Below are 25,134 nucleotides of genomic sequence, written 5' to 3'. Positions count from 1 at the left end.
CCCGGGCTCCCCCGTCACGCCTTCACACACCCAAAGGTGATCACTCATGCCCGCACACGTAACCGCCGTAACCCCTGCCTCGACACCCCGCACCCCTTCCGCCCCCGTCTCCCGGCTGGACGTCGCCGGCGAGCTGCTGGCCCTGCTGGGCGACACGACCACCGAGCCGCGCGCCGACACCCAGCTGGAGGCCCTGACGCTCGCCGTCTACGCCGACCTGCCGGTGCTCCTGTGGGGTGAGCCGGGGATCGGCAAGACCGCGGCCCTGACCCAGCTGGCCGCGGCCCTGGAGCTGCCGCTGACCACCGTGATCGCCAGCGTCCACGAGCCGTCCGACTTCTCGGGGCTGCCCGTGGTGGGCGACGATCCGGCGGAACAGGGCGTCCCGATGGCCCCGCCCGACTGGGCGGTGCGTCTGGTCCGGGCCGGGCGGGGTCTGCTGTTCCTGGACGAGCTGTCCACCGCGCCCCCGGCCGTGCAGGCCGCTCTCCTCCGACTCGTACTGGAACGGCGGATCGGCGCGCTGCGGCTGCCGCCGGGTGTGCGGATCGTGGCCGCCGCCAATCCGCGCTCGTCGGCGGCCGACGGCTGGGAACTGAGCCCTCCGCTGGCCAACCGGTTCGTGCATCTGCAGTGGACCCATGAACACGACGTCGTGGTGCGCGGGCTCGGCGGCACCTGGCCCCGGGCGACCCTGCCCCGGCTCGACCCGGAGCGGCTGCCGGAGGCCGTGTCCTTCGCCCGACGCGCGGTGTGCGGGTTCCTCTCCGCCCGCCCGGGGCTCGTGCACCGGCTGCCCACGAGCGAGACACGCCGGGGCGGCGCCTGGCCCTCTCCCCGCAGCTGGGAGGCGGCCCTTCGGCTGGTCGCCTTCGCGACCGCCGCGGGCTCCTCGCGGGAGGTGCTGTCCCTGCTGGTGCGAGGCACCGTGGGGGACGGTCCGGCGTTCGAGCTGCTGGCGAGCGTGGACCGGATGGACCTCCCCGACCCCGAGGCGCTCCTGGCCGACCCGGCGGCTGCCGTCCTGCCCGAGCGCGGGGACCTGCGGCAGGCGGTGCTGGACGGGGTGGTGGCCGCGGTCCGGGGGCGGCCGGAGCGGGCACGCTGGGACGCCGCCTGGGCGCTGCTGGTCCGCGCGCTGGAGACCGGGGCCCCTGACGTGGTGGTCGTCCCCGCGACCACGCTGGCCGCGCTGCGCCGGGCGGACTGGGACGTTCCGGCGTCGATCGAGCGGCTGGCCGGGGCGGTGTCCCTGTCCCGGCGGGCCGACGCCGCAGCGGCCCGGGCCGAGGCGGCCGGCAAGGCGGGCCGGTGACGGCGGACGCGCCGGCGGCGCTGGACCGCGACAAGCTCTTCGCCGCCCGGCTGCACGCGGCCCGGGTACGGCCGTACCTGGCCACGGCGCTGTTCGCGCTGCACGTGGTGGAGTCCCGGCAGGTGCCGACGATGGCGGTCGACCGGCACTGGCGGTGCTACGTCTCACCGGCGTTCGTGGACCGTATGCCGGTGGAGGAACTGGCCGGGGTGTGGGTGCACGAGGTGTCGCACCTGCTGCGGGACCACCACGGGCGCAGCGACCGGGTCGCCCGGGAGCGCGGGCTGACCGGCCGCGCGGAACGGCTGCGGATGAACATCGCCGCGGACTGCGAGATCAACGACGACGTGTACGGCGACGGGCTGGTCCGCCCCGAGGGCGCCGTCGATCCCCAGCGGTTGCGGCTGCCTCCGGACGAGCTGATGGAGGACTACCTGCGGCAGTTCCAGTTGGGGCCGCTCCTCGGAGAGCTGGCCTGGCTGGACTGCGGCAGCGGCGCCGACGGGCTGGACCGGGAGTGGGACCTGGGGCCCGACGGCGCCCACGGCCTCAGTGAGCAGCAGCGGGACGCGGTCCGGTTCCGGGTCGCGCGGGGCATCAGCGGCCGGCCGGGAAACGCCTCGAAGGGGTGGCGGCGATGGGCGGAGGAGGTGTTCCATCCGCCGCAGCCCTGGCGGGAGTTGCTGGGCGCGGCGGTCCGCTCGGCCGCCTCCGCTCCGGGCGTCGGCGAGGACTACAGCTACGGCCGCCCGTCGCGGCGCTCGGCCGGGGTGCCCGGCGCCGTCCTGCCCAGCCTCAGGCGCAGGCCGCCCCGGGTGTCGGTGATCGTCGACACCTCCGGGTCGGTCAGCGACGCCGAACTGGGCAGCGCGCTGCTGGAGGTCGCCGCGATCGCGCGTGCGGTGGGCGGCCGACGCGACCTGGTCACCGTGCTGTCGTGCGACGCGGCGGCCCAGGCGGTGGTCCCGCTGTGCCGGGCCGAGTCCATACCGCTGGTGGGCGGCGGCGGGACGAATCTCCGCGCGGGGTTCGCCCGGGCGCTGCGGGCGCGGCCCCGGCCCGACGTGGTCGTGGTCCTGACGGACGGCCACACGCCCTGGCCGGACACCCGGCCGTCCTGCCGGACGGTGGTGGGGCTGTTCCCGCGCCAGGGGGCGGGAGGGTCGTGGGCCGAGGACGATCCCGACTACGTCCCGCCGACTCCACCGGAGTGGGCTCGCGTGGTGGCCATCGGATCCGCCGCGCCCTGAACCGGGAACCGCCTCCACCACTAGTTGTAGTATGCAACCAGAGTGGCGGAGGAGGTACACCCGTGACAGCAGCCGAGACGGCCGTCGAGACGATCCAGCGCGAGATGACCATCTTCGCCCGCCGGGCCCGGGCCTCGGCGGGGCGCATGCATCCGGAGCTGTCACTGGTGTCGTACACGCTGCTCGGGCACCTGGAGGAGGTCGGCGGCTGCCGGGCCACCGACCTGGCCGCGCACTACGCCCTGGACAAGTCCACGGTCAGCCGTCAGGTGGCCGCGCTGGAACGGGCCCGTCTCATCGAGCGACGCGCCGACCCGGAGGACCACCGGGTCAGCCTGCTGCACCTGACCGGGGCGGGGCAGGAGATCCTCGCCCAGGTCACCCGGCGTCGCCGGGCGGTCTTCCGGGAACGGCTGGCGGGCTGGCCCGAGGAGGACCTGAGGCGCTTCGCCGCGTACCTGGAGCGGTACAACGCGCGGTCCCCGGAGACCGGCGGCGCCGGGTGAGCGGATCTCCGGGTCACGCCACCGGCACTGCCTCCCGGCCGTCGGCGAGCGGGGCGGGTGCCCGGGCCGCGAGGAAGGCGGTGCGGCGCCGGAGCCGGAAGCCGAGCGACTCGTAGAGCCGTATGGCACCGGTGTTCTCGGCGCTGGTGTGCAGGAACGGGGTCTCGCCGCGTTCCCGGATGCCGTGCGCGACCGCGAGGATCAGCCGGGTCGCCAGGCCCTCGCCGCGGAAGGCAGGGTCGGTGCAGACCGCGCTGATCTCGGTCCAGCCCGGCGGGTGCAGCCGCTCCCCCGCCATGGCGACCAGCGTGCCCTCGCGCCGGATGCCCAGGTAGGTGCCCAGCTCGACGGTGCGGGGCAGAAACGGTCCGGGCCTGGTGCGTTCGACCAGGCCGAGCATCTCGGGTACGTCGGCGGGGCCGAGGCGTACCGCCTCCGCGTCCGGTGCGGCGGCCAGGCCGTCGTCGACCAGCTGGACGCCCTCGATCCGGAACGTGATCTCCCAGCCGTCCGGAACCTGCCCCCGGAAGCCGGGCAGCGGCACCTCGGCACCCGGTCCGGCCAGCGCCGCGAGGTCGGCCCAGTCGTCGGCGTCGGGCTCGTCGGGCAGGGCCAGCCACGGGGACACGTCGACCGGGTAGCGCAGGACCCGGCCGCGCCGCTCGGCGAAGTGGGCGTGCGGGCCGGTCAGTGAGGCGAGGGCGGGGTTGTCGAGGACGTGCTCGCCCACGGTGCTCATCGGGCGACCTCGATCACGGTCTTGCCGCGCGCGTGCCCGTCCTCGACGGCGCGCAGGGCCTGCCCGGCCCGTTCCAGCGGGAAGGTGCCGGTGACGTGCGGGTCCAGATCGCCCTTGACCACGAGTTCGGCCACCGCGTCCAGGACGGCCGAGGTGCGGGCGCGGGCCACCCGGGCGCCACCGAGGTCGGCGACGGTCTGTTCCGGGGCGCCGGCGGTGATCAGCTTCGTCCGGTCGGTGAGCAGCCCGGCGGCCTCGGTCAGCACCTCGGCGCCGACCAGGTCGTACACGCCGTCGACCCCGTCGGGCGCGGCGGCCCGCACCCGGTCGGCCAAACCCGGCCCGGAAGGCACGTGCACGGCGCCCAGCGACTGCACGAACTCCTTCTTGCCCTCGCTCGCGACGCCCACGACCCGCACCCCGAAGGCACGGGCGATCTGCACGGCGGCGGCCCCGACCCCGCCGCCGGCGCCCGTGATCAGCAGCGTGGCGCCCGCGGGCAGACCGAGCTGGCGCACACCGTCGTAGGCGGTGGCGGCGGCGACCGGCAGGGCGGCGGCGTCGGCGAAGGAGAGCCCGGCCGGCTTGTGCGCGGTCACCTCGACCGGCAGCAGCGCGTACTCGGCGTATCCGCCGGCCACGGTGTTGCCGAAGACCTCGTCCCCGGCGGCGAAACCGCTCACTCCCTCCCCGGTCGCCTCGACGATGCCGGAGACCTCGTTGCCGAACACGGCCGGGAACACCCGGTCGCCGCTCTCGCCGGGGCGGCGGTAGCCGGTGCGCAGTTTCCAGTCGACCGGGTTCACGCCCGCCGCGCGGACGGCGACCAGGAGCTGACCGGGGCCGGGGCTCGGCCGGTCGACGTCCACGAGTGCCTCGGTCTCCGGTCCGCCGTACCGTGTGAAGACGTACGCCTTGGGCATCTTCTGCTTCCTCGCTCTCCTTCGCGCTGCCTGCGCCGGGACACCGGCGTCGGCACTCAGCGGCAAGGAGTGGCGCGCGAGGGCTATTCCCGGGCCCGTGCGGAGTTCAGCGAAGTTCATACGGCCGCAATGATCGGCGGGACGAGTCCCGTGGGCGTCCAGCGCCGCTGTAGGGGTCTTTGCCAGGCTCGCTTCGGTGTGCCGGGCTCAAGTGGTGGTCCGCAAGGTGAGCGAGTTGGGCCGTACGGGGTACGAGAGCGGTGTGGACGCTCGCACGCGTGCGACGTGCGCGGGGAGGAACGAGCCGGCTGCGGCGAAGACCGGCCCGCCCTTCTGCTCGGGTGACGGCGAGGAGGTCGAGATGCGGACCCGGGTGCGCGGATGGCGCTGGCGGCGCAATCCGCTACGACGCCGGTCGGACGTCGTGGAGGCGTGGACGGCACTGGCCGTCGCCGTCCTGCTGCTGGTGGGCGCGCCGCTGGCCGGGGCGCTGGCGGGTCTGTGGGCCCATGACCAGGCGCGGACGGTGGCCGCGGCACAGCGCGCCGAACGCCACCGCGTCCGAGCCGAGGTGGTCGGCGCGGCGCCCGAGCAGCTGCCTTCGGTGGGCGACCGGCACGCCTACCTGACCACCGTGCGCTGGACGGAGCCCGGCGGTGGGACCCGTACGGTGTCGGCGCGGGTTCCGGCGGGGGCGCGGCAGGGGGACGTGGTGGACGTGTGGTTCGACTCCCGGGGCCGCAGCGTCGCACCGCCGCCGAACGACGTCGCGGTCTGGCAGCACACCGTCGGCATCGGCCTGTGCGTGGCGGGCGGCGCGGCGGCCGTGGTCCTCCTCGGCCACGGCATCGCCCACCGTGTGTCGCTGCGGCACCGCATGGACGAGTGGGAGCGGGAGTGGGCCCGCACGGGGCCGGACTGGACCCGGCGCAGGGCCTGAACCGGGCCGGGAGACCGCCGCGTGGGCCTGGCGGGTCCTCCGACCACCCACGTACGGTGTGATCATCCGCACGCTCTCACTCAAAGGCGATTGTTGATGGCCCTGTTCGACCTGCCCCTCGACGAACTCCGCACCTACCGCAGTGAGTCCGCCGAGCCCGAGGACTTCGACGCCTTCTGGTCCAAGACACTCCAGGAGGCTCGCGAGCACGACCTGGACGCGCGCTTCGAACCGGTCGACACCGGGCTGTCGACGGTTTCGGTGTACGACGTGACGTTCGCCGGATTCGGTGGCCACCCGGTGAAGGGCTGGCTGACCCTGCCCGCCGGTGCGCAGGAGCCGCTGCCGCTGGTGGTGGAGTTCGTGGGCTACGGCGGCGGGCGCGGTCTGCCCCACGAGCACCTGCTGTGGGCGTCGACCGGCCGGGCGCACTTCGTGATGGACACCCGCGGCCAGGGCAGCGCCTGGGGCGGCGGGGGCGGCACCGCCGACCCGGTGGGCGGCTCGCCCGCGTACCCGGGCTTCATGACGCGCGGCGTCGACGCCCCGGAGAACTACTACTACCGGCGGGTGTTCACGGACGCGGTACGCGCGGTCGAGGCGGCCCGCTCGCACCCGCTGGCCGACGCGGCGCGGACCGTGGCGACCGGCGGCAGCCAGGGAGGCGGCATCACCCTCGCGGTGGGCGGGCTGGTCCCGGACCTGGTGGCGGTCGCCCCGGACGTGCCGTTCCTGTGCAACTTCCCGCGGGCGGTGACCCTGACCGACCGCCACCCGTACCGGGAGATCGGCCTCTACCTCCAGACGCACCGGGGCCGCACCGAGGACGTCCTGCGCACGCTGTCCTACTTCGACGGTGTGCACTTCGCGGCCCGCGGCCGGGCGCCCGCCCTGTTCTCGACGGCGCTGGAGGACCAGACCTGCCCGCCGTCGACGGTCTTCGCGGCGTTCAACGCCTGGGCGGGCGACGACAAGAAGATGGAGGTCTACGACTTCAACGACCACGAGGGCGGCGGCCCGTACCAGCAGGCGGCCAAGCTGCGGTGGCTGCGCTCCTACGCCTGAGCCGCCGCGTCCCCTCGCTTGCCCCGGGCCGCGGTGTCGCGGCCCGGGCTCCTGCTACGGGTGCACGGTGCCGGCGGCGGGGTGAGGGCCGCTGCGCGCCACCACGAGCCGGGCGCGGGGGCTGCCGTCCGGGCGCCGCCCGAACCCGGGCAGGGCGTGCAGGTCCGCCACGAACCCGGCGCGCTCCAGTTCCCTCAGCAGGTCCCCGAACCGGACGGCGCGGTAGTACATGACGAACGGCGGACGCCACACGGCGTTGCGCACCCGCATACCCGTGTCGAAGCCGAGCAGCATCCAGTAGCCGAGGGACGACGGCCGGGGCGGGGCCATGACGGGGAACGCGAACCGGCCGCCCGGGCGCAGCACCGCGTGCACCTGGGCGAACAGACCGGGCAGCTCGCGGGGCAGGAAGTGGCCGAGCGCCCCGAAGCTGACGACCAGGTCGAAGGCGGGACCGAAGGGCAGGGCACGGGCGTCGGCGCGGACCAGCCGGACGGGTGCGCCGGCCCGCGCCCTGGCCTCGGCGAGCATGCCCGCGCTGAGGTCGACGCCGGTGACACCGCCCCGGCACACCTCGGCGAGGACGTCGAGGCCGGCGCCCGTGCCGCAGCACAGATCCAGCCCGTCCTCGTAGGGGGCCGTCCGCCGCAGCACCGCGGCCACCGCGTCGAGCACCGGGCCGGGAGTGCGGAAGGGGGTGTGGTCGAACTTCGGGGCGAGCAGGTCGTAGCCGTGCTCGACCGACGAGAGCGCCTGGACGGCGAGTTCACGCAGGGTGGGGCCTTCGGGGCTGAACATCCGGGTCAGCCCAGAGCCACGCGCTGCTTCAGAATCGCCAGTACCCGCTCGCACCAGCGGACGTTCTCCTCCTCGAAGGCGATGCCGGCCATCAGGGTCAGATACGGGCCGATGCGGTCGTTCTCGCTCAGGTACTGGTCCTCGGTACGGCCGTCGAGGAGCCGTTCGCGTGTACGCAGATAGCGGTCGAGCTTGCCGCGCGCCCAGGACATGCGCTCCTCGACCAGGTCGCGGGTGACGGCCGGATCCACGCCGTCCATCGCCTGGACCTTGATGAGGAGTTCGTCGCGGAGGGCGGTGGGCCTGCGGGGCGGCTCGGCGGCGAAGGAACGAAGGTCCGCGCGCCCCGCCTCCGTGAGGGTGAACATCCGCTTGTTGGGCCGCCGCTCCTGCTGCACCACCCGGGCCTCGACCAGACCGTCCGCCGCGAGCCGCTCCAGTTCGCGGTAGAGCTGCTGCGGGGTCGCCGGCCAGAAGTTGGCCAGGGAGACGTCGAAGACCTTGGACAGTTCGTAGCCCGAGGCCTCACCCTCCAGCAGCGCGGCCAGGACGGCGTACTTCAGCGACATGTGGACACGGTAACAGCAGGTGATTATTCTCGTTGGCACCTATTCAACTAATTGATTATGAGGGTGATCCGATGCGTGCGTTCCGCGAGGCGGTCGAGGCGGGCGACATGGACGCCGTGGAGGCGCTCCTGGCCGAGGACGTCGTCTTCACCAGCCCGGTCGTGTTCAAGCCGTACCCGGGCAAGGCGATCACGGCGGCGATCCTGCGCGGGGTCGCACGGGTCTTCGAGGACTTCCGGTACGAGCGGGAGCTCACCGGCGGCGACGGGCGCGACCACGCACTGGTCTTCGCCGCCCGGGTGGGCGACCGCGAACTGACCGGCTGCGACTTCATCCATCTGAACGAGGACGGCCTGATCGACGAACTGACGGTCATGGTAAGGCCGTTGTCGGGCGCCCAGGCCCTGGCGGCGGCCATGGGCGCGCGATTCGAGGAGATCGCGAAGGAGGCGGAGGCGCGGTCGGCCTTCGCCTCCTGACGCCGGTCGGGGTCAGTCCTTGAGGTTCTCCAAGGTCGCCTTCGTGTCCGTCTTCAGCCAGTCGGTCACCTCGGCGAGCTGCGGCGGGTCCTTGTCCTTGTCGTACGAGGACAGATAGGCGCTGTAGCTCATGGTGTACGTCATCCAGCCGTCCCGTACGGCCAGCGTGGCGTACCGGGAGCCGCTGGAGGAGCCGCTGGTGGTGTCCTCGGTGACGAGGTAGGCCTCGTCACCGATGCCGCTCACGGTCTCCACGTCGTAACCCGAGTGGCTGGCGTCGTAGTTCTTCCAGGTGGCAGTGAACTCGGGCCCGGGGTCGGTCTTCTTGTGCAGGTCCACCTGGGTGGTCAGGTAGGCGTCCGCGTAGCTCGAACCGGTCTTCTTCAGGCTGAGACTGCAGTAGCCCTCGTCGAGGGCGGCGGCCTTCAGGGAGTTGTGGGCCGGGGCGGTGTCGTTCTCCGGGTACTCGTCCTTGAAGGAGGAGTAGTCACCGCCCGAGCAGAGGTTCGAGGGCGCGGAGTAACCGCGCAGGTCCGCGCTGTCCTTGGCGCCGACCACGAAGACCCCGACCCCCCAGGCCGCGGACGCCACCACGGCGCCCACCGCGGCCCAGAGAACAGCCTTTCCGACGCCACCGTTGCCGCCGCCGGACGGTGGGGCCGGCACGGACCCGTAAGGGCCCTGCTGCACATACGGATTGCCGGGTTGCGGTTGCGGCGGACCGCCCGGTTGCGGCTGGGCCGGCTGGCCGACCATGGTCGGCTGGGCGTAGAAGTTCTGGGCCGGGAGCGTCGGGGACGCCGGGGGCGGGAATCCGGCCGGCCCGACGGGCGGCGGCGACTGCGGCGCCGGATAGGGATACGCGGTGGGCTGACCGGGTGCGTCCGACGGCTGGTCGGGGTGCTGCGGCGGCGTGGACATGACGTGAAGATAGAGCATGTGGGCGGTCAAGTCCCGCCCCGTCCGGGATCGTTATGGTCTGGGGACTTGTGGTGGGAACCGGTGACGGCGTCCCGAACGCCGTGAGCGGGCGCCACGGGAATGAATCCGGTCGACGCCATGTTGACGGACGCGGGACCACTGGTACAGTGCGAGCAGCATCGAGGCGCGGCCTTTGTCCGGCGCCGGTGCCGGTTCCATTTCGTTCAGCCGCTTCGCCCGTCGCTTTCCGACCGGCACACCGGCTTCTCCGCACCACCTCGTGAACAGGGCTTCCGCGCGGCTTGCGCGTCGTGCCCCCGTCACCCGAGGTGCTGCTCCCACCGCCGAGGCGTGTTCCTGCGCCCCTCCCGCGCGGTCCGATCCCCTCCCATGCCTTTTTTCCCACCGTCCGGAAGGACCCCATGACCACCACGATCGAACACCCTGCCGCACGACAGCAGCCCCCGGCCGACCAGCTCGTCACCGGTGTCCTCGACATCGACACGCACGGGAAGGGGCACCTGCGCGCCGAGAGCTGCCTGCCCTCGCCCGCCGACCTCCAGGTCTCCCCCGCCCTGATCCGGCGCCACGGCCTGCGCCGGGGCGACCTCGTCGAAGGCGTCCGCGGAGAGCGGCGCGCACTGACCGACGTGGCCCGCGTGGGCGGACGCACACCGGGGGCGCTGCGCGGACGCCGCCACTTCCGTGACCTGACTCCGCTGCACCCGCGCGAGCGCATCCGGCTGGAGCACCCGGCGTCCGGCCTCGCCGGACGCCTCGCCGACCTGTTCACACCCGTCGGCAAGGGCCAGCGCGGGCTGATCGTGGCCCCGCCGAAGACCGGCAAGACCGTGCTGCTCCAGCAGATCGCCGCCGCCGTCGCGGGCAACCACCCCGAGTGCCGGCTGATGGTGGTGCTGCTCGACGAGCGCCCCGAGGAGGTCACCGACATGCGGCGCTCCGTGCGCGGCGAGGTGTACGCCTCGACGTTCGACCGGCCGGCCGGGGAGCACATCGCACTGGCGGAACTCGTGATCGAGCGTGCCAAGCGGCTCGTCGAGGACGGCGAGGACGTCGTCATCCTGCTCGACTCCCTGACCCGGCTGTGCAGGGCCCACAACAACGCGGCCTCGGCCGGCGGCCGCACCCTCAGCGGCGGTGTCGACGCGGGCGCGCTGCTCGGCCCCAAGCGGTTCTTCGGCGCGGCGCGGCACGCCGAGGAGGGCGGCTCGCTCACCATCCTCGCCACCGCGCTGGTGGACACCGGCTCCCGTGCCGACGACCTGTTCTTCGAGGAGCTGAAGAGCACCGGCAACCTGGAGCTCCGTCTGGACCGGGAACCGGCCTCCCGCCGCCTGTTCCCTGCCGTCGACCTGGACCGGTCCGGCACCCGCCGCGAGGAACTCCTGCTGTCCCCGGCCGAATCGACCGTCGTAGGGGGGCTGCGCCGCGCACTGCGGTCGCGGGACGGCGGTCCGGCGAACCTGGAGACCCTGTTGCGAAGGCTGCGTGAGACCCCCGACAACGCGACGTTCCTGCGGCGGGTCCTGCCGACGCTGCCGGCCGACTGACCCGCGTGCGGCATCCGGGTTGCTCCCCGGCGCCCTCCGGCCCGGGCAACGTGGTGCACGGCGCGTCCGTTCCTACGTTGATTCATATGATGATCGGACTCTCTTCCCGGGTGGCCGCCTCGATCTGCGCCCTGTGCGCGGCGGGCGTGCTCGCGCTGATGCCGGCGGCGGCGGACCCCGCCCCGCCCGGCCGGCCGAGGGCGGCGGTCCCGCAGCCGTCGCTCCTGTACCGCTCCGGCATCCAGGTCCGGCCGCACCCCGGGGCGCCCGGGGTGCCGTACGTCTCCGCGCTGTCGTGGCTGGTGGCGGACGCCGGCAGCGGCGAGGTGCTGGCCGCGTCCGACGCGCACCGCCCGCTGCCGCCCGCCAGCACGCTGAAGACACTGTTCGCCCTGACCGTGCTGCCGTCCCTGCCCGGCGGTACCCGGCACACCGTCGACGCCAGGGAACTGGCGGACGTCGGCGAGGGCAGCAGCCTCGTCGGGGTCGTCGAGGGCCACACCTACCGGGTGGCCGACCTGTGGCGGGGGGTCTTCCTCAGCTCCGGCAACGACGCCGTGCACGTCCTGGCCTCACTCGGCGGCGGCTGGGAGGCCACGGCGGCGCGCATGCAGTCCAGGGCCCGTGCGCTCGGCGCGCTGGACACCAAGGTGGTCTCGCCGGACGGCTACGACATGCCCGGCCAGGTGTCGTCGGCGTTCGACCTCGCGGTGTTCGGCCGCGCCGGACTGCGCAACCGCGACTTCGCCCGGTACTGCTCCACCGCCGAGGCGCAGTTCCCCGGTGACGACGGCGGGTCGTACGGCATCGAGAACACCAACCGGCTGCTGACCGGCGAGGACGGCGTGGCGCCGTACCCCGGCCTGATCGGCATCAAGAACGGCTACACCAGCAATGCGGGCAACACGCTCGTCGCCGCGGCGCGCCGGGGTGGACGCACGCTCGTGGTGACGGTGATGAACCCTCAGGAGGGCGGCGGCTTCGCCGTGTACGAGGAGGCGCGGGCCCTGCTGGACTGGGGCTTCGCCGCCTCCGGCCGGGTCGATCCGGTGGGCTCGCTGGACGCCCTGGCCCCGCGCCGGCCCCACCCGGCCTCGTCCGTGCCGCCCCTGGCGGCGCCGGCACCGTCCCCCGCGGACTCCGGGTCCGACTGGCCGGGCGCCGGTGTCATCGCGGGCGCCGCCGGCCTCGGCACGACGGCCGTGGCGTTCGCGCTGCGCGCCAGGGGCAGGCGGAAGGCGAGCGGCTGACCGGCCGGCAGGCCGAGCAGCAGACCGAGCGTGATCCACGTGTAGGTGTTGCTGCCCAGGAATCCGTCGAGGCCCGAGGCGTCGTCGTACCAGAGCCACACCACGCTGGTGCACATCACGGCGTACAGGGCGCCTGCCGAGCGGCGGTGCCCGGCGCGGACCAGTACGGCGAAGGACGGCAGCAGCCACACCAGGTGGTGGACCCAGGTGATCGGGCTGACCAGGCAGGCCGTGAGGCCGGTGAGGGCGAAGGCGGCCGGCCAGTCACCGGCCGCGACCGCCCGGCGTGAGCGCCAGGCCCACACGCACAGCACGAGCAGTACGGCCGTCGCCCACACCGGGCGGCCCGGCTCACCGAGCCGGGCCAGTACGCCCTGGAGGGACTGGTTCGAGACGTAGTCCAGCCGGCCCACCCTGCCGGTGTCCCAGAGCGCCTCGGTCCAGTAGAAGCGGGAAGCGCCCGGATCCGCCCAGGTCGCGAGCGCGCTCGCCCCGGCGGCGACCACCGTCGCCAGCGCGGCGGCCCGCCAGCGGCGGGCGAGCAGCAGCAGGCCGATGAAGAGTGCGGGGGTGAGTTTGATCGCGGCGGCCAGTCCGATACCGGCGCCCGCCCAGCGGCCCCGCCCGTTCGCCAGCAGCCATCCGTCGCCGAGCACGAGGGCCAGCAGCAGGAGGTTGACCTGGCCGAAGCCGAAGGTGTCGCGCAGCGGTTCGAACAGGGCCAGCAGACAGACGGCCAGGGACCAGCGGTACCAGCCGTGCCGTCGCCAGCCGGGCCCGGCCAGGATGCGCAGCACGACCGCCAGCGCGGCCAGGTTCAGCAGCACGGACGTGGCGACCGCGGCGGGCAGACCCATCAGCGCCATCGGCAGCATGGCCAGGGCGGCGAACGGGGGGTAGGTGAACCCGTACGGCGTGCCCGGCATGCGGTAGTCGTAGATCCGGCCGCCGTGGTGGATCCAGCCGTCCACGGTGCCGTAGTAGACGCGCAGGTCGAACCAGCCGCGCAGCAGCGGCACGGTCGCGGTGAAGACGGTGACCGCGACGGCGAGGGCCAGGACGAGCAGCAACCGCCCCCGGTCGGTCTCCGGCCCCCTCACGCCGCACGCCCCAGGACCGGCGTCCGGGCGGCTTGATGGGCCTGGTGGGCCTGCGCCAGGACGACCACCGCGAGAACGCCGCCGGAGACCGCCAGCACCAGTTGCCCGGTGTCCGCCGGGCCGCCGCTCGGCAGGACCGCCAGCGCGAGCACGCCCGTGACGGCCGCCACCCGCCGCCGTACCGAGGTGCTGGGCGCTGCCGCCGCGATCAGGAACAGGCCCCACAGGGCGTACCAGGGGCGGATCGCCGGGCCGAAGGCGGCCACCACCGCAAGGCTCAGACCCAGCGCGTACACCGGGGTGGGCCGCAGCCGCAGCCAGATGAGCAGGACGGCGGCGGCGGTGACAGCGAGACCGAGCACGTGCCACGCCGGGACGGCGAGCGGGGCCAGGCCGCTGCCGAGGCGCGCGAGCAGTGCGCCGCTGGCACGGCCGAGCAGACTGGTCAGCGCCCAGTTCTGTGGGGAGACGGGCGTGTCCAGGGCGGCGATCCAGCCGTAACCGGTGCCGGCGACGGCGGTCGCGACGGCGGTGGTCGCACCGGCCGCGAGCGAAGTCGTCAGGACGGCTCGCAGGGGCCTGCACCCGCCGCGCACCAGTACGACGACGACCGCCGGCAGGCCGAGCGCGGCGGGCGCCTTGACCAGGGCGGCGAGGGTGACGAGGACGGCGCCCAGGACGGGCCATCGCCCTGGAGGGCGGCGCAGCGCCGCCACCAGGCCCAGCCCGAGCAGGCCGAGCATGATGGCGTCGTTGTGGGCCCCGGCCACCAGGTGCAGCAGGACCAGCGGGTTCAGGGCGCCCAGCCACAGGGCGGCGGCCGGGTCGGCGCCGCTGTGCCGGGCGAGGCGGGGCAGCGCGGCAGCCATCAGCGCCACCCCGGTCAGCGCCAGGAGCCGCATCCCGATCAGCCCGGCGGGCAGCTCGCCCCGGGTCAGCCCGGTCAACGCGGAGGCCACCGCCATGAAGGCCGGACCGTAGGGAGCCGCCGTGTTCCGCCACACCGGGGCGACCTCGTCGGCGAGCGGACCGCCCAGGCGGTCCGGGCCGTGCGCGTACACGTCGATGTGGGCGTCGACCATGGCGCCCTGCGCGAGATAGCTGTACACGTCCCGGCTGAACAGCGGCGGCGCCAGCAGCAGCGGGGCCGCCCACACGGCGAGGACCAGCAGCAGGGCGCGCGGGGTGGGCGGACGGTCAGCGCGCACCAGGCGGCCCAGCAGCAGCCAGGCCGCGATCAGCAGGACGACCCCGAAGTACACGCCGACCAGGCCGAGGGCGGCGCGGGCGGAGGCCGGGGCGAGGACGTCCCGGACGGGCAGGGCGCCGGCCGTCTCACCGCCCAGCGCCAGACAGGCGGTACCTGCCAGGCCCAGTGTCCGGCAGCGGCGGAGATCGACGGGAGATGCCATGGCCAACACCGCGGCAGAATCGCAACGCCGGATGGCCGGAAAACGACGTTTCTCCTTCCGGCGGGCGGCCTGCTCGTGACCGGGGTGTGATGGCGCCTCGGGCCCTGTACGGGATCAGAACACCGAGAGTCCGGTGAGGGTCGTGAACCTGTCGAGGGCCGCCACACCCGCCACCGAGTTGCCGCGCTCGTCGAGCCCCGGGCTCCACACGCACAGGGTGCAGCGGCCCGGCACCACCGCGATGATCCCGCCGCCGACCCCGCTCTTGCCGGGCAGGCCGACACGGTAGGCGAAGTCCCCGGCCGCGTCGTACGTCCCGCAGGTCAGCATCACCGCGTTGACCTGCTTGGCCTGGCTGCGGGTGAGCAGGCGGGTGCCGTCGGCGCGGATGCCGTGCCGGGCCAGGAAGGTGGTCGCGAGCGCCAGGTCGGCGCAGGAGGCGGCGACGGAGCACTGCCGGAAGTACTGGTCGAGCAGGACCGGGACCGGGTTGTCGATGTTGCGGTAGGACGCCATGAAATGGGCGAGGGCGGCGTTGCGGTCGCCGTGCGCGGCCTCGGAGGCGGCGACCTCCTTGTCGAAGTCCAGGGCCGCGTTGCCGCTCTCGGCGCGCAGGAAGGCCAGCAGCTCTCCGGCCGCGTCGCCGGTACGGGTCTGCAGTCGGTCGGTGACGACCAGCGCGCCCGCGTTGATGAAGGGATTGCGCGGAATGCCGTTCTCGCACTCCAGCTGCACCAGGGAGTTGAACGGGTTGCCGGAGGGCTCCCGGCCCACGTGCTCCCAGAGTTCGTCGCCCTCGCGGGCCAGGTCGAGGGCGAGTGTGAAGACCTTGGTGATGGACTGCGCCGAGAACGGCCTGCGGCAGTCCCCGACGCCGTAGACCGTGCCGTCCAGCTCGGCGACGGCCATGCCGAAGCTGCGGGGGTCGCAGGCCGCGAGCGCCGGGATGTAGTCGGCGGGACGCCCGCGGCCGGGCGTCCGCGCCATCTCCTCGGCGATGCGCTCCAGGACCGGCAGGAAGGCGGGGGACGACGTCGTTGTCATGATCACCATTGTGCTCCGGCCGGTCCGGGTATGCGAACGTGCCTGCGTCGGCGCAGGTCAGGCGAGGGGCGCCCCGCTGCCGGCGAGGACCTCCGGGCGCAGCAGGCCGGCCAGCGTATCGGCGGGCAACAGGCCCTTCTCCAGGACCAGTTCGGCCACGCCGCGGCCGGTGGCGAGGGCCTCCTTGGCGATGTCGGTGGCGGCCGTGTACCCGATGTGCGGGTTGAGGGCGGTGACCAGGCCGATGGAGTTCTCGACGGTGGCGCGCAGGGCCTCGGTGTTGGCGGTGATGCCGTTCACGCACCGTTCGGCGAGGGTGACGCAGGCACTCTGCAGATGCGTGATGCTCTCCGACAGGGAGTGCAGGATGATCGGCTCGAAGGCGTTGAGCTGGAGCTGCCCGGCCTCGGCGGCCATGGTGATGGCGACGTCGTTGCCGATCACCTCGAACGCGACCTGGTTGACGACCTCGGGGATCACCGGGTTGACCTTGCCCGGCATGATGGACGAACCGGCCTGCACCGGCGGCAGGTTGATCTCGCCGAGGCCCGCGCGCGGCCCGGAGGACAGCAGCCGCAGGTCGTTGCAGCTCTTGCTCAGTTTGACCGCGATCCGCTTGAGCACGCCGGACATCTGGACGAACGCGCCGCAGTCCTGGGTGGCCTCGACCAGGTTGGCGGCGGTGACCAGGTGCAGGCCGGTGATCGCGGAGAGGTGGCGCCGGGCGGACTCGGCGTACCCGGTGGGGGCGTTGAGGCCGGTGCCGATCGCGGTCGCGCCCAGGTTGATCTCATGGATCAGCTCGACGGCCTCCGCGAGCCTGCTGCGGTCCTCGTCCAGCATCACCGCGTACGCCGAGAACTCCTGCCCGAGCGTCATGGGGACGGCGTCCTGAAGCTGGGTGCGGCCCATCTTCAGCACGTCCCGGAACTCCACCGCCTTGCGCGCGAAGGAGTCCTGCAGGACGGCCATCGCCTTGAGCAGCCCGCGCACCGCGAAGATCGTGGCGATCTTGACGGCGGTCGGGTACACGTCGTTGGTCGACTGACCGCGGTTGACGTCCTCGTTGGGGTGCAGGTACTGGTACTGGCCCTTGGCGTGTCCCAGCAGTTCCAGCGCCCGGTTCGCCACGACCTCGTTGGCGTTCATGTTGGTGGACGTGCCCGCGCCGCCCTGGATGACGTCCACCACGAACTGGTCGTGCAGCTTGCCGTCGCGGATCTCACGGCAGGCGGCGACGATGGCGGCGGCCTTCTCCGGCTCCAGCAGCCCCAGTTCCTCGTTGGCGAGCGCGGCGGCCTCCTTCACGGCGGCCAGGGCGTCGACCAGGTGCGGGTAGGTGGATATCGGAGTGCCGGTGATGGGGAAGTTCTCCGTGGCGCGCAGGGTGTGGACACCCCAGTACGCGTCGGCGGGGACGTCACGGTCGCCGAGCAGGTCGTGTTCGATGCGGGTGGCGGCGGCAGTCATGCGGTGCGGGCCTCTTTCTCAGGTAAGGAGGTAGGGCGGGTCGGGTGGGACGGATACGGGCGGGTCGGGAGGGACGGATACGGGCGGGTCGGGCGGCGGGTCTTCGAGGGGGACCGGCTCCGGTGAGGACGGACGGCGGACGGGCTCCGTGGCTCCGCCGTTGGATACCGGGATGCGGGCCGGGGGGCCGGACAGGCCCCCGCGGCGCCGTGTCCCGGACGTGCCGGACGGGCACGCCTTCGGACGGCGGCCGCGCGACGGACACCGGCTCGGCGCCGGGCCCGGACCGGCAGCACGGCCCGGCAGGAGCCGCCGCCAGGACGCCGTGAAACGGCCATCGGCACGACCCGGCGCGACCGCACCGGGCGGGAGCCGGCCGCTCTGTGCGACGGACCCGCGTGCCTGCCAACCGCAGAGCGGTCGCAAGCCGCACGTACGGACACCGGCCCGCCCGGGGTCCGCGCCGTGACACCGCGGAACGGCAGACGGCCGCCCTGCCCGGCACGCCGTGCACACGGCTCGACGGCGTCCCCGGCCGAACCGGTGCGGCAGCGCCCGCACATGCCCGACGACGACGGCATCGCAACCGCCACCGGTGGCCACATCCGCCCCCGAGACCGGGTACCGCACGGCGACGGCACCCGGCCGACACGCCCGGCACCGCACCGCGACGGCACCCGGCCGGCGCATCCTGCGCCGCACGGCAACCGGGCCCGGTCGGCGCCATGAACACCGCCCATCGCGCCGACCGCCCCCGCGTCGCAGACACCCGCACCGCAGTCACCGCCGAAACCGAGCGTCGCGGCTACGCGCAGGCGGGCAGCAGTGCGACCGGGTCCAGCTCGCGGACCGGCTGTACGCAGCCCACGGGCTCCCCGCCGCCGAGCAGCGGCTCACCCGCGAACTCGGCGAGCAGGGCGGGGTCCACACCGGCGCGGATGAGGGCGGCGGCGGTGACCGGGACGCGGGCACGGTTGGCGCCGTCGGCGATCTTGACGGCGACGGCCCGGCCGTCCGGGAGGGCGGCGACCTCGACGCCCTCGAAGCCGTCCTTGGCCAGCAGTCCGGGCACGGCGCGCATCAGGGCGGCGACGTCTCGGCCGGAGCCGGAGGCCATCTCGGCGTGCTCGCGCATGGCGTCGGCGACCTGGCCCTCGGCCGTGCTGGGCGCCGCGGTGGTGATGCGGGCGGCGGCACGGGCGAGGCCGTTCAGGGAGACGGAGAACAGCGGCGCGCCGCAGCCGTCGACGGTCACGCGGGCGATGCGCTGACCCGTCAGGTCCTCGACGGTCTCAGCGATCGCCTGCTGGAGGGGGTGTGCCGGGTCCAGGTAGTCGTCCAGGGACCAGCCGTTGAGCTTGGCGGTCCACAGCATCGCCGCGTGCTTGCCGGAGCAGTTCTGGGCGAGCCGGGAGGGCAGGCGGCCCTCCCGGACCCAGACGTCGCGTACGACGGGGTCGAACGGCAGGTCGGGGACGTTGCGCAGGTCGTCCTCGGTCAGCCCGGCGAGTTCCAGGATCTGCCGGGTCCCGGCGAGGTGGTACTCCTCCCCCGAGTGGCTGGCCGCGGCGAGGGAGAGCAGGGCGCCGTCGAGTGGCAGCCCGAGCCGCACCATGGCCACGGCCTGGACGGGCTTGAGCGCCGAGCGGGGGTAGAAGGCGGCCTCGACGTCACCGAGTTGGAAGCGGACCTCCCCGTCGGTGCCGAGGACGACGACGGAGCCGTAGTGGACGCCCTCGACGATCCCGCCCCGTACGAGGTGGGCCACGGGAGCGTGGAGCGGCTCGCGGGCGATGGGTGCTGCCAGGGGTGAGCTGCTGTACATCATTGCCTGCATCACTGGTCGGTGGTGTGGTGGACCGGCGCCCGGTTCACGCGTCGGCCCCCGTGGACTGGCGCGCCGTTCGGCCACGGACGGCGTACCAGCCCGCGACCAGCGCTGCGACGATCAGCGGCAGGCACAGCACGGTGGTGCGTCCGGCGCCGCCGTCGGCGTACATCAGGACCAGGACGGAGGCGAGGAACGCCAGCGTCACGATTTCGGTCCAGGGGGAGCCCGGCAGCCGGTAACCGGGCCGGGTCAGTTCGCCCTTCTGGGTCTTCCGCCAGAAGAACAGGTGGCAGATCATGATCATGCCCCAGGTGGCAAGGATACCGATCGCCGCGAAGTTGAGCACGATCTCGAAGGCGTCGGCGGGTACGACGTAGTTGAGGCCGACGCCCAGCACACAGATACCGCTGGTCAGCAGGATCCCTCCGTACGGCACCTGACTGCGGCTCATCCGCGCGGTGAACTTCGGGGCCGAGCCGCTGACCGCCATCGAGCGCAGGATGCGGCCGGTGGAGTACAGGCCGGAGTTGAGCGAGGACATCGCCGCGGTGAGGACCACCAGGTTCATCACGCCGCCGGCCGCCGGGACGCCGATGTTGGACAGCACGGTGACGAAGGGGCTCTCGCCGGCCGAGTACCTGTTCCAGGGCAGCAGCATCGACAGCAGGACGACCGAGCCGACGTAGAACACGCCCACCCGCCACATGATCGAGTTGATCGCCTTCGGCATGATCTTCTCGGGGTTCTCGGTCTCACCGGCCGCGACGCCCACCAACTCGACGGAGGCGTAGGCGAAGACGACACCCTGGATGATCAGCAGCATCGGCATCAGGCCGTGGGGGAAGACACCGCCATGACCGGTGATCAGGGACGGGCCGGGGTGGTGGCCGTCGACCGGGTGCTGGGTGACCAACAGGAAGATGCCGATGCACATGAAGACCACGAGTGCCCCGACCTTGACGATCGCGAACCAGAACTCCAGTTCGCCGAACATCTTCACGGATATCAGGTTCACGGTCAGCACGACGGCCAGCGCGATCAGCGCGATCACCCACTGCGGGATGTCGGAGAACATGCCCCAGTAGTGGGTGTAGGTGGCCACCGCGGTGATGTCGGCGATGCCGGTGGTCGCCCAGTTGAGGAAGTACATCCAGCCCGCGGTGTAGGCGCCCTTCTCCCCGAGGAACTCCCGGGCGTACGACACGAAGGCGCCGGAGGACGGCCGGTGCAGCACGAGTTCGCCGAGGGCGCGCACGACGAGGAAGGCGAAGACGCCGCAGACCGCGTAGGCGATGAACAGGGAGGGTCCGGCGTCGGCCAGACGGCCGCCCGCGCCGAGGAAGAGGCCGGTGCCGATGGCGCCGCCGATGGCGATCATGTTGACGTGCCGGGACTTCAGGGACTTGCTGTAGCCCGAGTCGCCGGCGTCGACGTGACGGGACGATGGGCGCGTCTCTTCTTTGAGGTGCTCGCTCACGCCTCGGGTCCGCCTTCCGTGGGAGTGTCCGTGCGCGCTGAGCGCACGATGTCGGTGAGGGTCGTCTCGACGCGGTCGAGATGGTGGGACATGGCCTCCACCGCGTCGTGCTCGCTGCCGTCGACCAGCGCCTCGACGATCGCCCGGTGTTCGCGGTTGGACTGCTCGCGGCGGCCGCCCAGCTCGTTGAGGAAGGCCGACTGACGCGCCAGTGCGTCGCGGATCTCCTCGATGACCCGGCGGAAGACCGGGTTCTGGGCGGCCTCGGCCACGGCGAGGTGGAAGAGGGTGTCCATCGCGACCCAGGCGGTGGTGTCCGTCTCCCGCTCCATGCGGTCCAGCAGGTGGGCGAGGTGGTCGAGGTTCTCCGGGGTGCGGCGCAGGGCCGCGTACCCGGCGACCGGGATCTCGATGTGCCGGCGCACCTCGAGCAGGTCGCTGGCCACGTAGTCGCCGAAGGTGGGGTCCTCGACGGCGTTCGCCACGACGAAGGTGCCCTTGCCCGTCTTGGAGACGGTCAGGCCCATCGTCTGCAGGGCCCGCAGGGCCTCGCGGAGCACGGGCCGGGAGACCTCGAGCGTGCGGCAGAGCTCCGCCTCGGACGGGAGCTTCTCCCCGATGGCGTACTGACCGCGCTCGATGGCACCGCGGAGGTGGGCGAGTACCGCTTCCATCGCACTGACGCGCCGCGGCCCAGGACCACCTGTCTGGCTGTCTGACAGGTTCACGGGCTCGATCCTGCGGGTTGCGGAAGGACGCTGTCAAGACACCTGAAAAGGAAACATTCACGGGGTGTGATGCATGAATCTCTGCATCACACCCCGTGAAAGATCACCGACGGCCCGGCGGCCGTACGCCGGTCAGCCGTCGAGCACGCCGCTGCCCAGCAGACCGAAGAGCGCGAGGCCGACGACGATCCGGTACAGGACGAAGGCGTTGAAGGAGTGCTTGGCGACGAACTTCAGCAGCCACGCGATGGAGGCGTAGGCGACCACGAAGGAGACGACGGTGCCGACGGCCAGCGGGGCGGCGCCCACGCCCGTGCCCAGGGCGTCCTTGAGCTCGTACAGGCCGGCGCCGGTCAGGGCCGGGATGCCGAGGAAGAAGGACAGACGGGTGGCGGCGACGCGGTCCAGGTCGAGGATGAGCGCCGTGGACATGGTGGCGCCGGAGCGGGAGAAGCCGGGGAAGAGCAGGGCGAGGATCTGGGAGCAGCCGACCAGCATGGCGTCCTTGAACGAGGTGTCGTCCTCGCCGCGCTTGTGCCGGCCCATCTGGTCCGCCGCCCACATCACACCGGATCCGACGATCAGCGAGCCCGCGACCACCCACAGCGAGGCGAGGGGACCGTCGATCAGCGGCTTGGCCGCGAGGCCCACCACGACGATCGGGATGGTCGCGTAGATCACCCACCAGGCGAACTTGTAGTCGTGGTGGTACCGCTCCTGCTTGTTGCGGATGCCACGGCCCCAGGCCGAGACGATCCGCACGATGTCCTTGAAGAAGTACACGAGCACGGCCGCGATCGCGCCGACCTGGATGACGGCGGAGAAGCCGACGACGGACTTGTCGTCGACGGGGATGTTCATGAGCCCCTCGGTGATCTTGAGGTGCCCGGTCGAGGACACGGGGAGGAATTCGGTCACCCCCTCGACGACACCGAGGACGGCGGCTTGACCGACGGAGATGGCGCTCATGGGATCCAGTTCTGCTGAGGAGTTGGTCGACAGTGCTGTAGACAGTCTTACTATGCCCGGGTGTGAGTCCCGTGCCTACGCCCCTACCGCCCGGGCGAGTGACACGCCGGCGAAGGCCGCACCGAGTCCCGCCGTCACACTCGCGACGGCGTTGGCGGCAGCGTAGAGCCCCGCACCGGTCTCGGTCAGCCTCAGGGTCTCGTACGAGAAGGTCGAGTACGTGGTCAGCGCTCCGCACAGGCCGGTGCCCAGCAGCAGCCTGAGGTGCGCGTCGGCGGCGGACGCCCCGGTCAGCAGGCCGAGGATCAGGCAGCCGGTGACGTTCACCACGAACGTGCCCCAGGGGAAGAGAGAGTCGTGCCGGGACTGCACCGCGCGGTCGGTCAGATAGCGCAGCGGAGCACCGACCATGGCGCCGAGGGCGACCAGCAGCCAGTTCACAACGACTTCTTACCCTTCCCGTCCGTGCCGACCGGGCCCGCGTACCGGATGACCTCGCAGTCGTCCAGCATCACCAGGCCTTCGGTGACCAGTTCGTCGAGCTGCGGCAGGAAGGCCCGTACCCGCTCCTCGGTGTCGACGATGACGACCGCCACGGGCAGGTCCTCGCTCAGGGACGGCAGCCGCGAGGTGTGGGTCGGGGAGGAGGCGCCGAAGCCCTTGATGCCCCGGAAGACGCCGGCTCCCGCGAGACCGGCCGCATGTGTGGTGCCAGGTGTCGTGCTCGCCGACGAAGACGGTGACGCGCGGCGCGCTGCCGGTCAGCCGGGTCATGGCTGCCTCCGCTTCAGGACACGGCGGGTCGCCGCCGCGGCGGCCCAGACCGCCGTGAGGGCCGCGAGCAGGGTCGCGGCGAGGTAGCCGAGCGCCGTCCGGGGGTGGCCGCCGTCGAGAAGCCTCTGGAGGTCGACGGCGTACGTGGAGAAGGTGGTGAACCCGCCGAGCACACCCGTGCCGAAGAAGGGGCGTACGAGGCGGTGGGCGGCCCGCACATCGGTGATGATCACCATGAACACGCCGATCACGGCGCAGCCGCTGACGTTGGTCCAGAAGGTGGCCCAGGGGAAACCGCCCGGGGCGGTGGGCCAGGCCAGGGACAGTGCGTAGCGGGCCGTCGCGCCGAGGGCACCGCCGAGGGCGACCACGGCGACCACGGGTGTCTGCGCACGCCAGGCCGACGGCCGCGCGGGGCCGGGCTGGACGCGGAGGCTCTCGGCTTCCGGGGCTGTCATGGTCGTGCATCTCCTGGTTCGGCCCCGTCGTCTCGAGCACGGCCGGGCATCAGGGTACCGCCGGGCCGCCGCGGGGGTCACTTCGCGGTGGGTGCCTCGCAGACCGCGATGCCGCGCTCCCGGAGGCTGCCCAGGACCAGGTGGCCGCCGGTGAGGCAGACGCTGGTGACCATGCGGAAGCCGGACCGGCGTCGGGTGAGGTGGTGGACGGTGGTGCCGTCGTCGTCGACGGCCAGGACGCCGGCGTAGCCCGTCGGGCGGAAGGACGCGTGCGCGGCGGCGCGGCCGGCGGCCCGGCGCACGACGGGCGGGGTGCGGTGCAGCAGGTCCAGCGGGGGGACGGGCGGTGCGGCCAGGGCCACCCAGAGCGGGCCGGAGCCACCGGCTCGCCAGATGTTGTCGGGCATGCCCGGGAGGCCGTCGGCGAGGGGCTCGGCGGTACCCGCCCGCGGGCCGGTGAGCCGGTAGCGGGTCAGTCGGCGGGCACCCGTCTCGGCCACCACCAGGCAGGACTCGTCCGCGCTCGGGGCGAGGCCGTTGGCGAACTGCAGCCCTTCCAGCAGCACCTCGGGGCCGCCACCGCCGGGCGGGAGGCGCAGCAGACGTCCCGTGCCGGTGTGTTCGACGAGGTCGGCCATCCAGTGACGCAGGGGGTGACGGCGGCTGAAGACGGTGAAGTACAGGCTGCCGTCGGACAGAGCCACCACGTTGCTGCAGCCCCGCAGCGACTCCCCCGACACCGAGTCGGCGAGTACGTCCACGGAGCCGGCGGCACGACCGCCGAGGCCGACGCGGAGCAGACCGCGTTCGGCGTCGCAGACGACCAGGTCGCCGTCCGGGAGGAGTTCCAGGCCGAGGGGCCGGCCGCCGGTCTCGGCGAGCACCTCCACGCGTGCCGTGCCGGGGTCGGCGAGGCCGTCGAGGCGCAGGATGCGGCCGTCCTCGACACCGGTCAGGACCCGTCCCCGGTCGTCGGCCACCACGTCCTCGGGTCCCCTGCCGCCGATCGCCACGTAGCGCAGGGGGTGCAGGGGTACGGGTGCCGTGGCACGTTCCATGTGCGCCCTGCCCTTCGTGATCCGAGGTGCGGTGGCCGGGGAGTTCATGGTCGCAGGTGCCCCTGCCAGCCCTTCTCGAACATCCGGGCCACCTCGGCGATCCGGACCTCGTCCCGCCGGTAGTAGGTGCGGCGCCGGATCCGCTTGGCCTGCAGCAGACCGATGCGGGTCAGCAGGCCGAGGTGGGTGTCGGCGGCCCGGCGGGAGACGCCGAGCTTGGCGGCGACGGCACGTGCGGTGACGCCGTCCTCGACGGGGTCGGCGTGGCGCTCGGGTGGGAAGTGCGCGGCCGGGTCCTTGAGCCACTCAAGGATGTCCAGGCGCCGATCGCCCGCGGGAGTCCTCAGCATCGCGTCGCCTCCGTCCGCGCCTCCTCATGTTCCGTCTTCCCACTGTCCCGCGGTCTTCACCGTCGCGCACGGGACTCGCCGGCCCTTGTCCGGTACCGAACGCCCCTTCCCGACAAGGGAGTTCCGCTTCCGGCCCA

The 25,134-nt window shown here is 73.0% G+C and carries 23 protein-coding genes and 3 pseudogenes; 8 read left to right on the top strand and 18 right to left on the bottom strand.

The annotated features are described in order from the left end of the window. The first annotated feature begins 46 nt into the window (after positions 1-46). The 3 genes from ACFY0F_RS08780 (at position 47) to ACFY0F_RS08770 (ending at position 3,071) form a co-directional block, all read left to right on the top strand. The gene (locus ACFY0F_RS08780) at positions 47-1,315 is read left to right on the top strand and encodes an AAA family ATPase (protein WP_388790916.1); all 1,269 of its coding nucleotides are present in this window, start codon (positions 47-49) and stop codon (positions 1,313-1,315) included. Continuing rightward, complete coding sequence (locus tag ACFY0F_RS08775; RefSeq protein WP_388790914.1) at positions 1,312-2,565, top strand: VWA-like domain-containing protein; 1,254 nt, start codon at positions 1,312-1,314, stop codon at positions 2,563-2,565. The genes ACFY0F_RS08780 and ACFY0F_RS08775 overlap by 4 nt, the downstream gene beginning before the upstream one ends. A 104-nt stretch (positions 2,566-2,669) precedes the next feature. Continuing rightward, positions 2,670-3,071: a MarR family winged helix-turn-helix transcriptional regulator gene (locus ACFY0F_RS08770; RefSeq protein ID WP_388791337.1), complete on the top strand. Its 402-nt coding sequence runs from the start codon at positions 2,670-2,672 to the stop codon at positions 3,069-3,071. A 13-nt stretch (positions 3,072-3,084) separates the two neighbouring features. Here ACFY0F_RS08770 and ACFY0F_RS08765 read toward each other — a convergent pair whose 3' ends face one another. Together ACFY0F_RS08765 and ACFY0F_RS08760 are read right to left on the bottom strand one after the other, a co-directional pair. Then, the gene (locus ACFY0F_RS08765; RefSeq protein ID WP_388790912.1) at positions 3,085-3,810 is read right to left on the bottom strand and encodes a GNAT family N-acetyltransferase; all 726 of its coding nucleotides are present in this window, start codon (positions 3,808-3,810) and stop codon (positions 3,085-3,087) included. After that, complete coding sequence (locus tag ACFY0F_RS08760) at positions 3,807-4,733, bottom strand: NADP-dependent oxidoreductase (protein WP_388790910.1); 927 nt, start codon at positions 4,731-4,733, stop codon at positions 3,807-3,809. The genes ACFY0F_RS08765 and ACFY0F_RS08760 overlap by 4 nt, the downstream gene beginning before the upstream one ends. Before the next feature lie 361 nt (positions 4,734-5,094). Between ACFY0F_RS08760 and ACFY0F_RS08755 the strand changes: the two genes are divergently transcribed. Further along, positions 5,095-5,673 carry a hypothetical protein gene (locus tag ACFY0F_RS08755; RefSeq protein ID WP_388791335.1) on the top strand — a complete coding sequence of 193 codons (579 nt, stop codon included), beginning with the start codon at positions 5,095-5,097 and terminating at the stop codon, positions 5,671-5,673. 96 nt (positions 5,674-5,769) lie between these two features. After that, positions 5,770-6,738: an acetylxylan esterase gene (locus ACFY0F_RS08750; RefSeq protein WP_388790908.1), complete on the top strand. Its 969-nt coding sequence runs from the start codon at positions 5,770-5,772 to the stop codon at positions 6,736-6,738. Positions 6,739-6,792: 54 nt separating this feature from the next. Here the strand turns inward: ACFY0F_RS08750 and ACFY0F_RS08745 are convergent, their stop codons facing one another. Beyond that, positions 6,793-7,536 (bottom strand): class I SAM-dependent methyltransferase, encoded by a 744-nt coding sequence (locus ACFY0F_RS08745; RefSeq protein ID WP_388790906.1) that lies wholly within the window; start codon positions 7,534-7,536, stop codon positions 6,793-6,795. 5 nt (positions 7,537-7,541) lie between these two features. Next, complete coding sequence (locus ACFY0F_RS08740) at positions 7,542-8,105, bottom strand: PadR family transcriptional regulator (RefSeq protein ID WP_388790904.1); 564 nt, start codon at positions 8,103-8,105, stop codon at positions 7,542-7,544. A 71-nt stretch (positions 8,106-8,176) separates the two neighbouring features. Here ACFY0F_RS08740 and ACFY0F_RS08735 point away from each other — a divergent pair, with 71 nt between their 5' ends. Next, a complete protein-coding gene (locus ACFY0F_RS08735) occupies positions 8,177-8,584 on the top strand; it encodes a nuclear transport factor 2 family protein (RefSeq protein WP_388790902.1) in 408 nt (135 codons plus the stop codon). A 12-nt stretch (positions 8,585-8,596) separates the two neighbouring features. Here ACFY0F_RS08735 and ACFY0F_RS08730 read toward each other — a convergent pair whose 3' ends face one another. Further along, entirely contained in the window at positions 8,597-9,505 is a 909-nt protein-coding gene (locus ACFY0F_RS08730) for a hypothetical protein (RefSeq protein ID WP_388790900.1), read from the bottom strand. Positions 9,506-9,927: 422 nt separating this feature from the next. Here ACFY0F_RS08730 and rho point away from each other — a divergent pair, with 422 nt between their 5' ends. After that, the gene (rho, locus tag ACFY0F_RS08725) at positions 9,928-11,076 is read left to right on the top strand and encodes a transcription termination factor Rho (protein ID WP_388790898.1); all 1,149 of its coding nucleotides are present in this window, start codon (positions 9,928-9,930) and stop codon (positions 11,074-11,076) included. Between the two features lie 86 nt (positions 11,077-11,162). Continuing rightward, positions 11,163-11,981: pseudogene (locus tag ACFY0F_RS08720) on the top strand (D-alanyl-D-alanine carboxypeptidase family protein); the annotation flags it as partial. A 59-nt stretch (positions 11,982-12,040) separates the two neighbouring features. On the opposite strand, the gene ACFY0F_RS08715 reads toward ACFY0F_RS08720, so the two are convergent. The 13 genes and pseudogenes from ACFY0F_RS08715 to ACFY0F_RS08655 form a co-directional block, all read right to left on the bottom strand. After that, entirely contained in the window at positions 12,041-13,426 is a 1,386-nt protein-coding gene (locus tag ACFY0F_RS08715) for a glycosyltransferase family 87 protein (RefSeq protein WP_388790896.1), read from the bottom strand. Beyond that, a pseudogene (gene mptB, locus ACFY0F_RS08710) lies at positions 13,423-14,901 on the bottom strand (polyprenol phosphomannose-dependent alpha 1,6 mannosyltransferase MptB); the annotation flags it as partial. The pseudogene mptB and the gene ACFY0F_RS08715, both read right to left, overlap by 4 nt. 51 nt (positions 14,902-14,952) lie before the next feature. Next, complete coding sequence (locus ACFY0F_RS08705; RefSeq protein WP_388790894.1) at positions 14,953-15,891, bottom strand: glutaminase; 939 nt, start codon at positions 15,889-15,891, stop codon at positions 14,953-14,955. Between the two features lie 48 nt (positions 15,892-15,939). Continuing rightward, a complete protein-coding gene (aspA, locus tag ACFY0F_RS08700) occupies positions 15,940-17,352 on the bottom strand; it encodes an aspartate ammonia-lyase (protein WP_388790892.1) in 1,413 nt (470 codons plus the stop codon). A gap of 805 nt (positions 17,353-18,157) precedes the next feature. After that, positions 18,158-19,177 (bottom strand): asparaginase, encoded by a 1,020-nt coding sequence (locus ACFY0F_RS08695; protein WP_388791333.1) that lies wholly within the window; start codon positions 19,175-19,177, stop codon positions 18,158-18,160. 46 nt (positions 19,178-19,223) lie between these two features. Then, positions 19,224-20,660 carry an amino acid permease gene (locus tag ACFY0F_RS08690; RefSeq protein WP_388790890.1) on the bottom strand — a complete coding sequence of 479 codons (1,437 nt, stop codon included), beginning with the start codon at positions 20,658-20,660 and terminating at the stop codon, positions 19,224-19,226. Continuing rightward, positions 20,657-21,334, bottom strand: a complete 678-nt coding sequence (locus tag ACFY0F_RS08685; RefSeq protein WP_388790888.1) for a FadR/GntR family transcriptional regulator — start codon at positions 21,332-21,334, stop codon at positions 20,657-20,659. Before ACFY0F_RS08685 ends, ACFY0F_RS08690 begins: the two co-directional genes overlap by 4 nt. 186 nt (positions 21,335-21,520) lie before the next feature. Beyond that, positions 21,521-22,357 carry an undecaprenyl-diphosphate phosphatase gene (locus ACFY0F_RS08680; RefSeq protein WP_388790886.1) on the bottom strand — a complete coding sequence of 279 codons (837 nt, stop codon included), beginning with the start codon at positions 22,355-22,357 and terminating at the stop codon, positions 21,521-21,523. Between the two features lie 75 nt (positions 22,358-22,432). Next, positions 22,433-22,798, bottom strand: coding sequence for a fluoride efflux transporter CrcB (gene crcB / locus ACFY0F_RS08675; protein ID WP_388790884.1), 366 nt, complete (start codon positions 22,796-22,798; stop codon positions 22,433-22,435). After that, positions 22,795-23,131, bottom strand: a pseudogene (locus ACFY0F_RS08670) (DUF190 domain-containing protein). The gene crcB (ACFY0F_RS08675) and the pseudogene ACFY0F_RS08670 overlap by 4 nt, the downstream one beginning before the upstream one ends. Continuing rightward, entirely contained in the window at positions 23,128-23,589 is a 462-nt protein-coding gene (gene crcB, locus ACFY0F_RS08665) for a fluoride efflux transporter CrcB (RefSeq protein ID WP_388790882.1), read from the bottom strand. The pseudogene ACFY0F_RS08670 and the gene crcB (ACFY0F_RS08665) overlap by 4 nt, the downstream one beginning before the upstream one ends. A gap of 77 nt (positions 23,590-23,666) precedes the next feature. Further along, positions 23,667-24,647 (bottom strand): SMP-30/gluconolactonase/LRE family protein, encoded by a 981-nt coding sequence (locus ACFY0F_RS08660; protein ID WP_388790880.1) that lies wholly within the window; start codon positions 24,645-24,647, stop codon positions 23,667-23,669. Between the two features lie 44 nt (positions 24,648-24,691). After that, complete coding sequence (locus tag ACFY0F_RS08655; RefSeq protein ID WP_388790878.1) at positions 24,692-24,997, bottom strand: ArsR family transcriptional regulator; 306 nt, start codon at positions 24,995-24,997, stop codon at positions 24,692-24,694. Between the last annotated feature and the right edge of the window lie 137 nt (positions 24,998-25,134).

This window comes from Streptomyces sp. NPDC001544 (assembly GCF_042894285.1).
Taxonomy (GTDB): Bacteria; Actinomycetota; Actinomycetes; order Streptomycetales; family Streptomycetaceae; genus Streptomyces.
Note: the sequence above shows the minus strand (reverse complement) of the source record. Positions and strands in the feature narration are given on the sequence as shown.

What these genes read in the sequence shown, in the direction of transcription:
- ACFY0F_RS08730 (WP_388790900.1), bottom strand. Translation starts at nt 9,505, where the DNA reads ATGTCCACGCCGCCGCAGCACCCCGACCAGCCGTCGGACGCACCCGGT.
- ACFY0F_RS08770 (WP_388791337.1), top strand. Translation starts at nt 2,670, where the DNA reads ATGACCATCTTCGCCCGCCGGGCCCGGGCCTCGGCGGGGCGCATGCAT.
- ACFY0F_RS08755 (WP_388791335.1), top strand. Translation starts at nt 5,095, where the DNA reads ATGCGGACCCGGGTGCGCGGATGGCGCTGGCGGCGCAATCCGCTACGA.
- ACFY0F_RS08760 (WP_388790910.1), bottom strand. Translation starts at nt 4,733, where the DNA reads ATGCCCAAGGCGTACGTCTTCACACGGTACGGCGGACCGGAGACCGAG.
- crcB (WP_388790882.1), bottom strand. Translation starts at nt 23,589, where the DNA reads ATGACAGCCCCGGAAGCCGAGAGCCTCCGCGTCCAGCCCGGCCCCGCG.
- ACFY0F_RS08735 (WP_388790902.1), top strand. Translation starts at nt 8,177, where the DNA reads ATGCGTGCGTTCCGCGAGGCGGTCGAGGCGGGCGACATGGACGCCGTG.
- ACFY0F_RS08750 (WP_388790908.1), top strand. Translation starts at nt 5,770, where the DNA reads ATGGCCCTGTTCGACCTGCCCCTCGACGAACTCCGCACCTACCGCAGT.
- rho (WP_388790898.1), top strand. Translation starts at nt 9,928, where the DNA reads ATGACCACCACGATCGAACACCCTGCCGCACGACAGCAGCCCCCGGCC.
- aspA (WP_388790892.1), bottom strand. Translation starts at nt 17,352, where the DNA reads ATGACTGCCGCCGCCACCCGCATCGAACACGACCTGCTCGGCGACCGT.
- ACFY0F_RS08695 (WP_388791333.1), bottom strand. Translation starts at nt 19,177, where the DNA reads ATGTACAGCAGCTCACCCCTGGCAGCACCCATCGCCCGCGAGCCGCTC.
- ACFY0F_RS08705 (WP_388790894.1), bottom strand. Translation starts at nt 15,891, where the DNA reads ATGGTGATCATGACAACGACGTCGTCCCCCGCCTTCCTGCCGGTCCTG.
- ACFY0F_RS08655 (WP_388790878.1), bottom strand. Translation starts at nt 24,997, where the DNA reads ATGCTGAGGACTCCCGCGGGCGATCGGCGCCTGGACATCCTTGAGTGG.
- ACFY0F_RS08680 (WP_388790886.1), bottom strand. Translation starts at nt 22,357, where the DNA reads ATGAGCGCCATCTCCGTCGGTCAAGCCGCCGTCCTCGGTGTCGTCGAG.
- ACFY0F_RS08660 (WP_388790880.1), bottom strand. Translation starts at nt 24,647, where the DNA reads ATGGAACGTGCCACGGCACCCGTACCCCTGCACCCCCTGCGCTACGTG.
- ACFY0F_RS08745 (WP_388790906.1), bottom strand. Translation starts at nt 7,536, where the DNA reads ATGTTCAGCCCCGAAGGCCCCACCCTGCGTGAACTCGCCGTCCAGGCG.
- ACFY0F_RS08780 (WP_388790916.1), top strand. Translation starts at nt 47, where the DNA reads ATGCCCGCACACGTAACCGCCGTAACCCCTGCCTCGACACCCCGCACC.
- ACFY0F_RS08765 (WP_388790912.1), bottom strand. Translation starts at nt 3,810, where the DNA reads ATGAGCACCGTGGGCGAGCACGTCCTCGACAACCCCGCCCTCGCCTCA.
- ACFY0F_RS08740 (WP_388790904.1), bottom strand. Translation starts at nt 8,105, where the DNA reads ATGTCGCTGAAGTACGCCGTCCTGGCCGCGCTGCTGGAGGGTGAGGCC.
- ACFY0F_RS08685 (WP_388790888.1), bottom strand. Translation starts at nt 21,334, where the DNA reads ATGGAAGCGGTACTCGCCCACCTCCGCGGTGCCATCGAGCGCGGTCAG.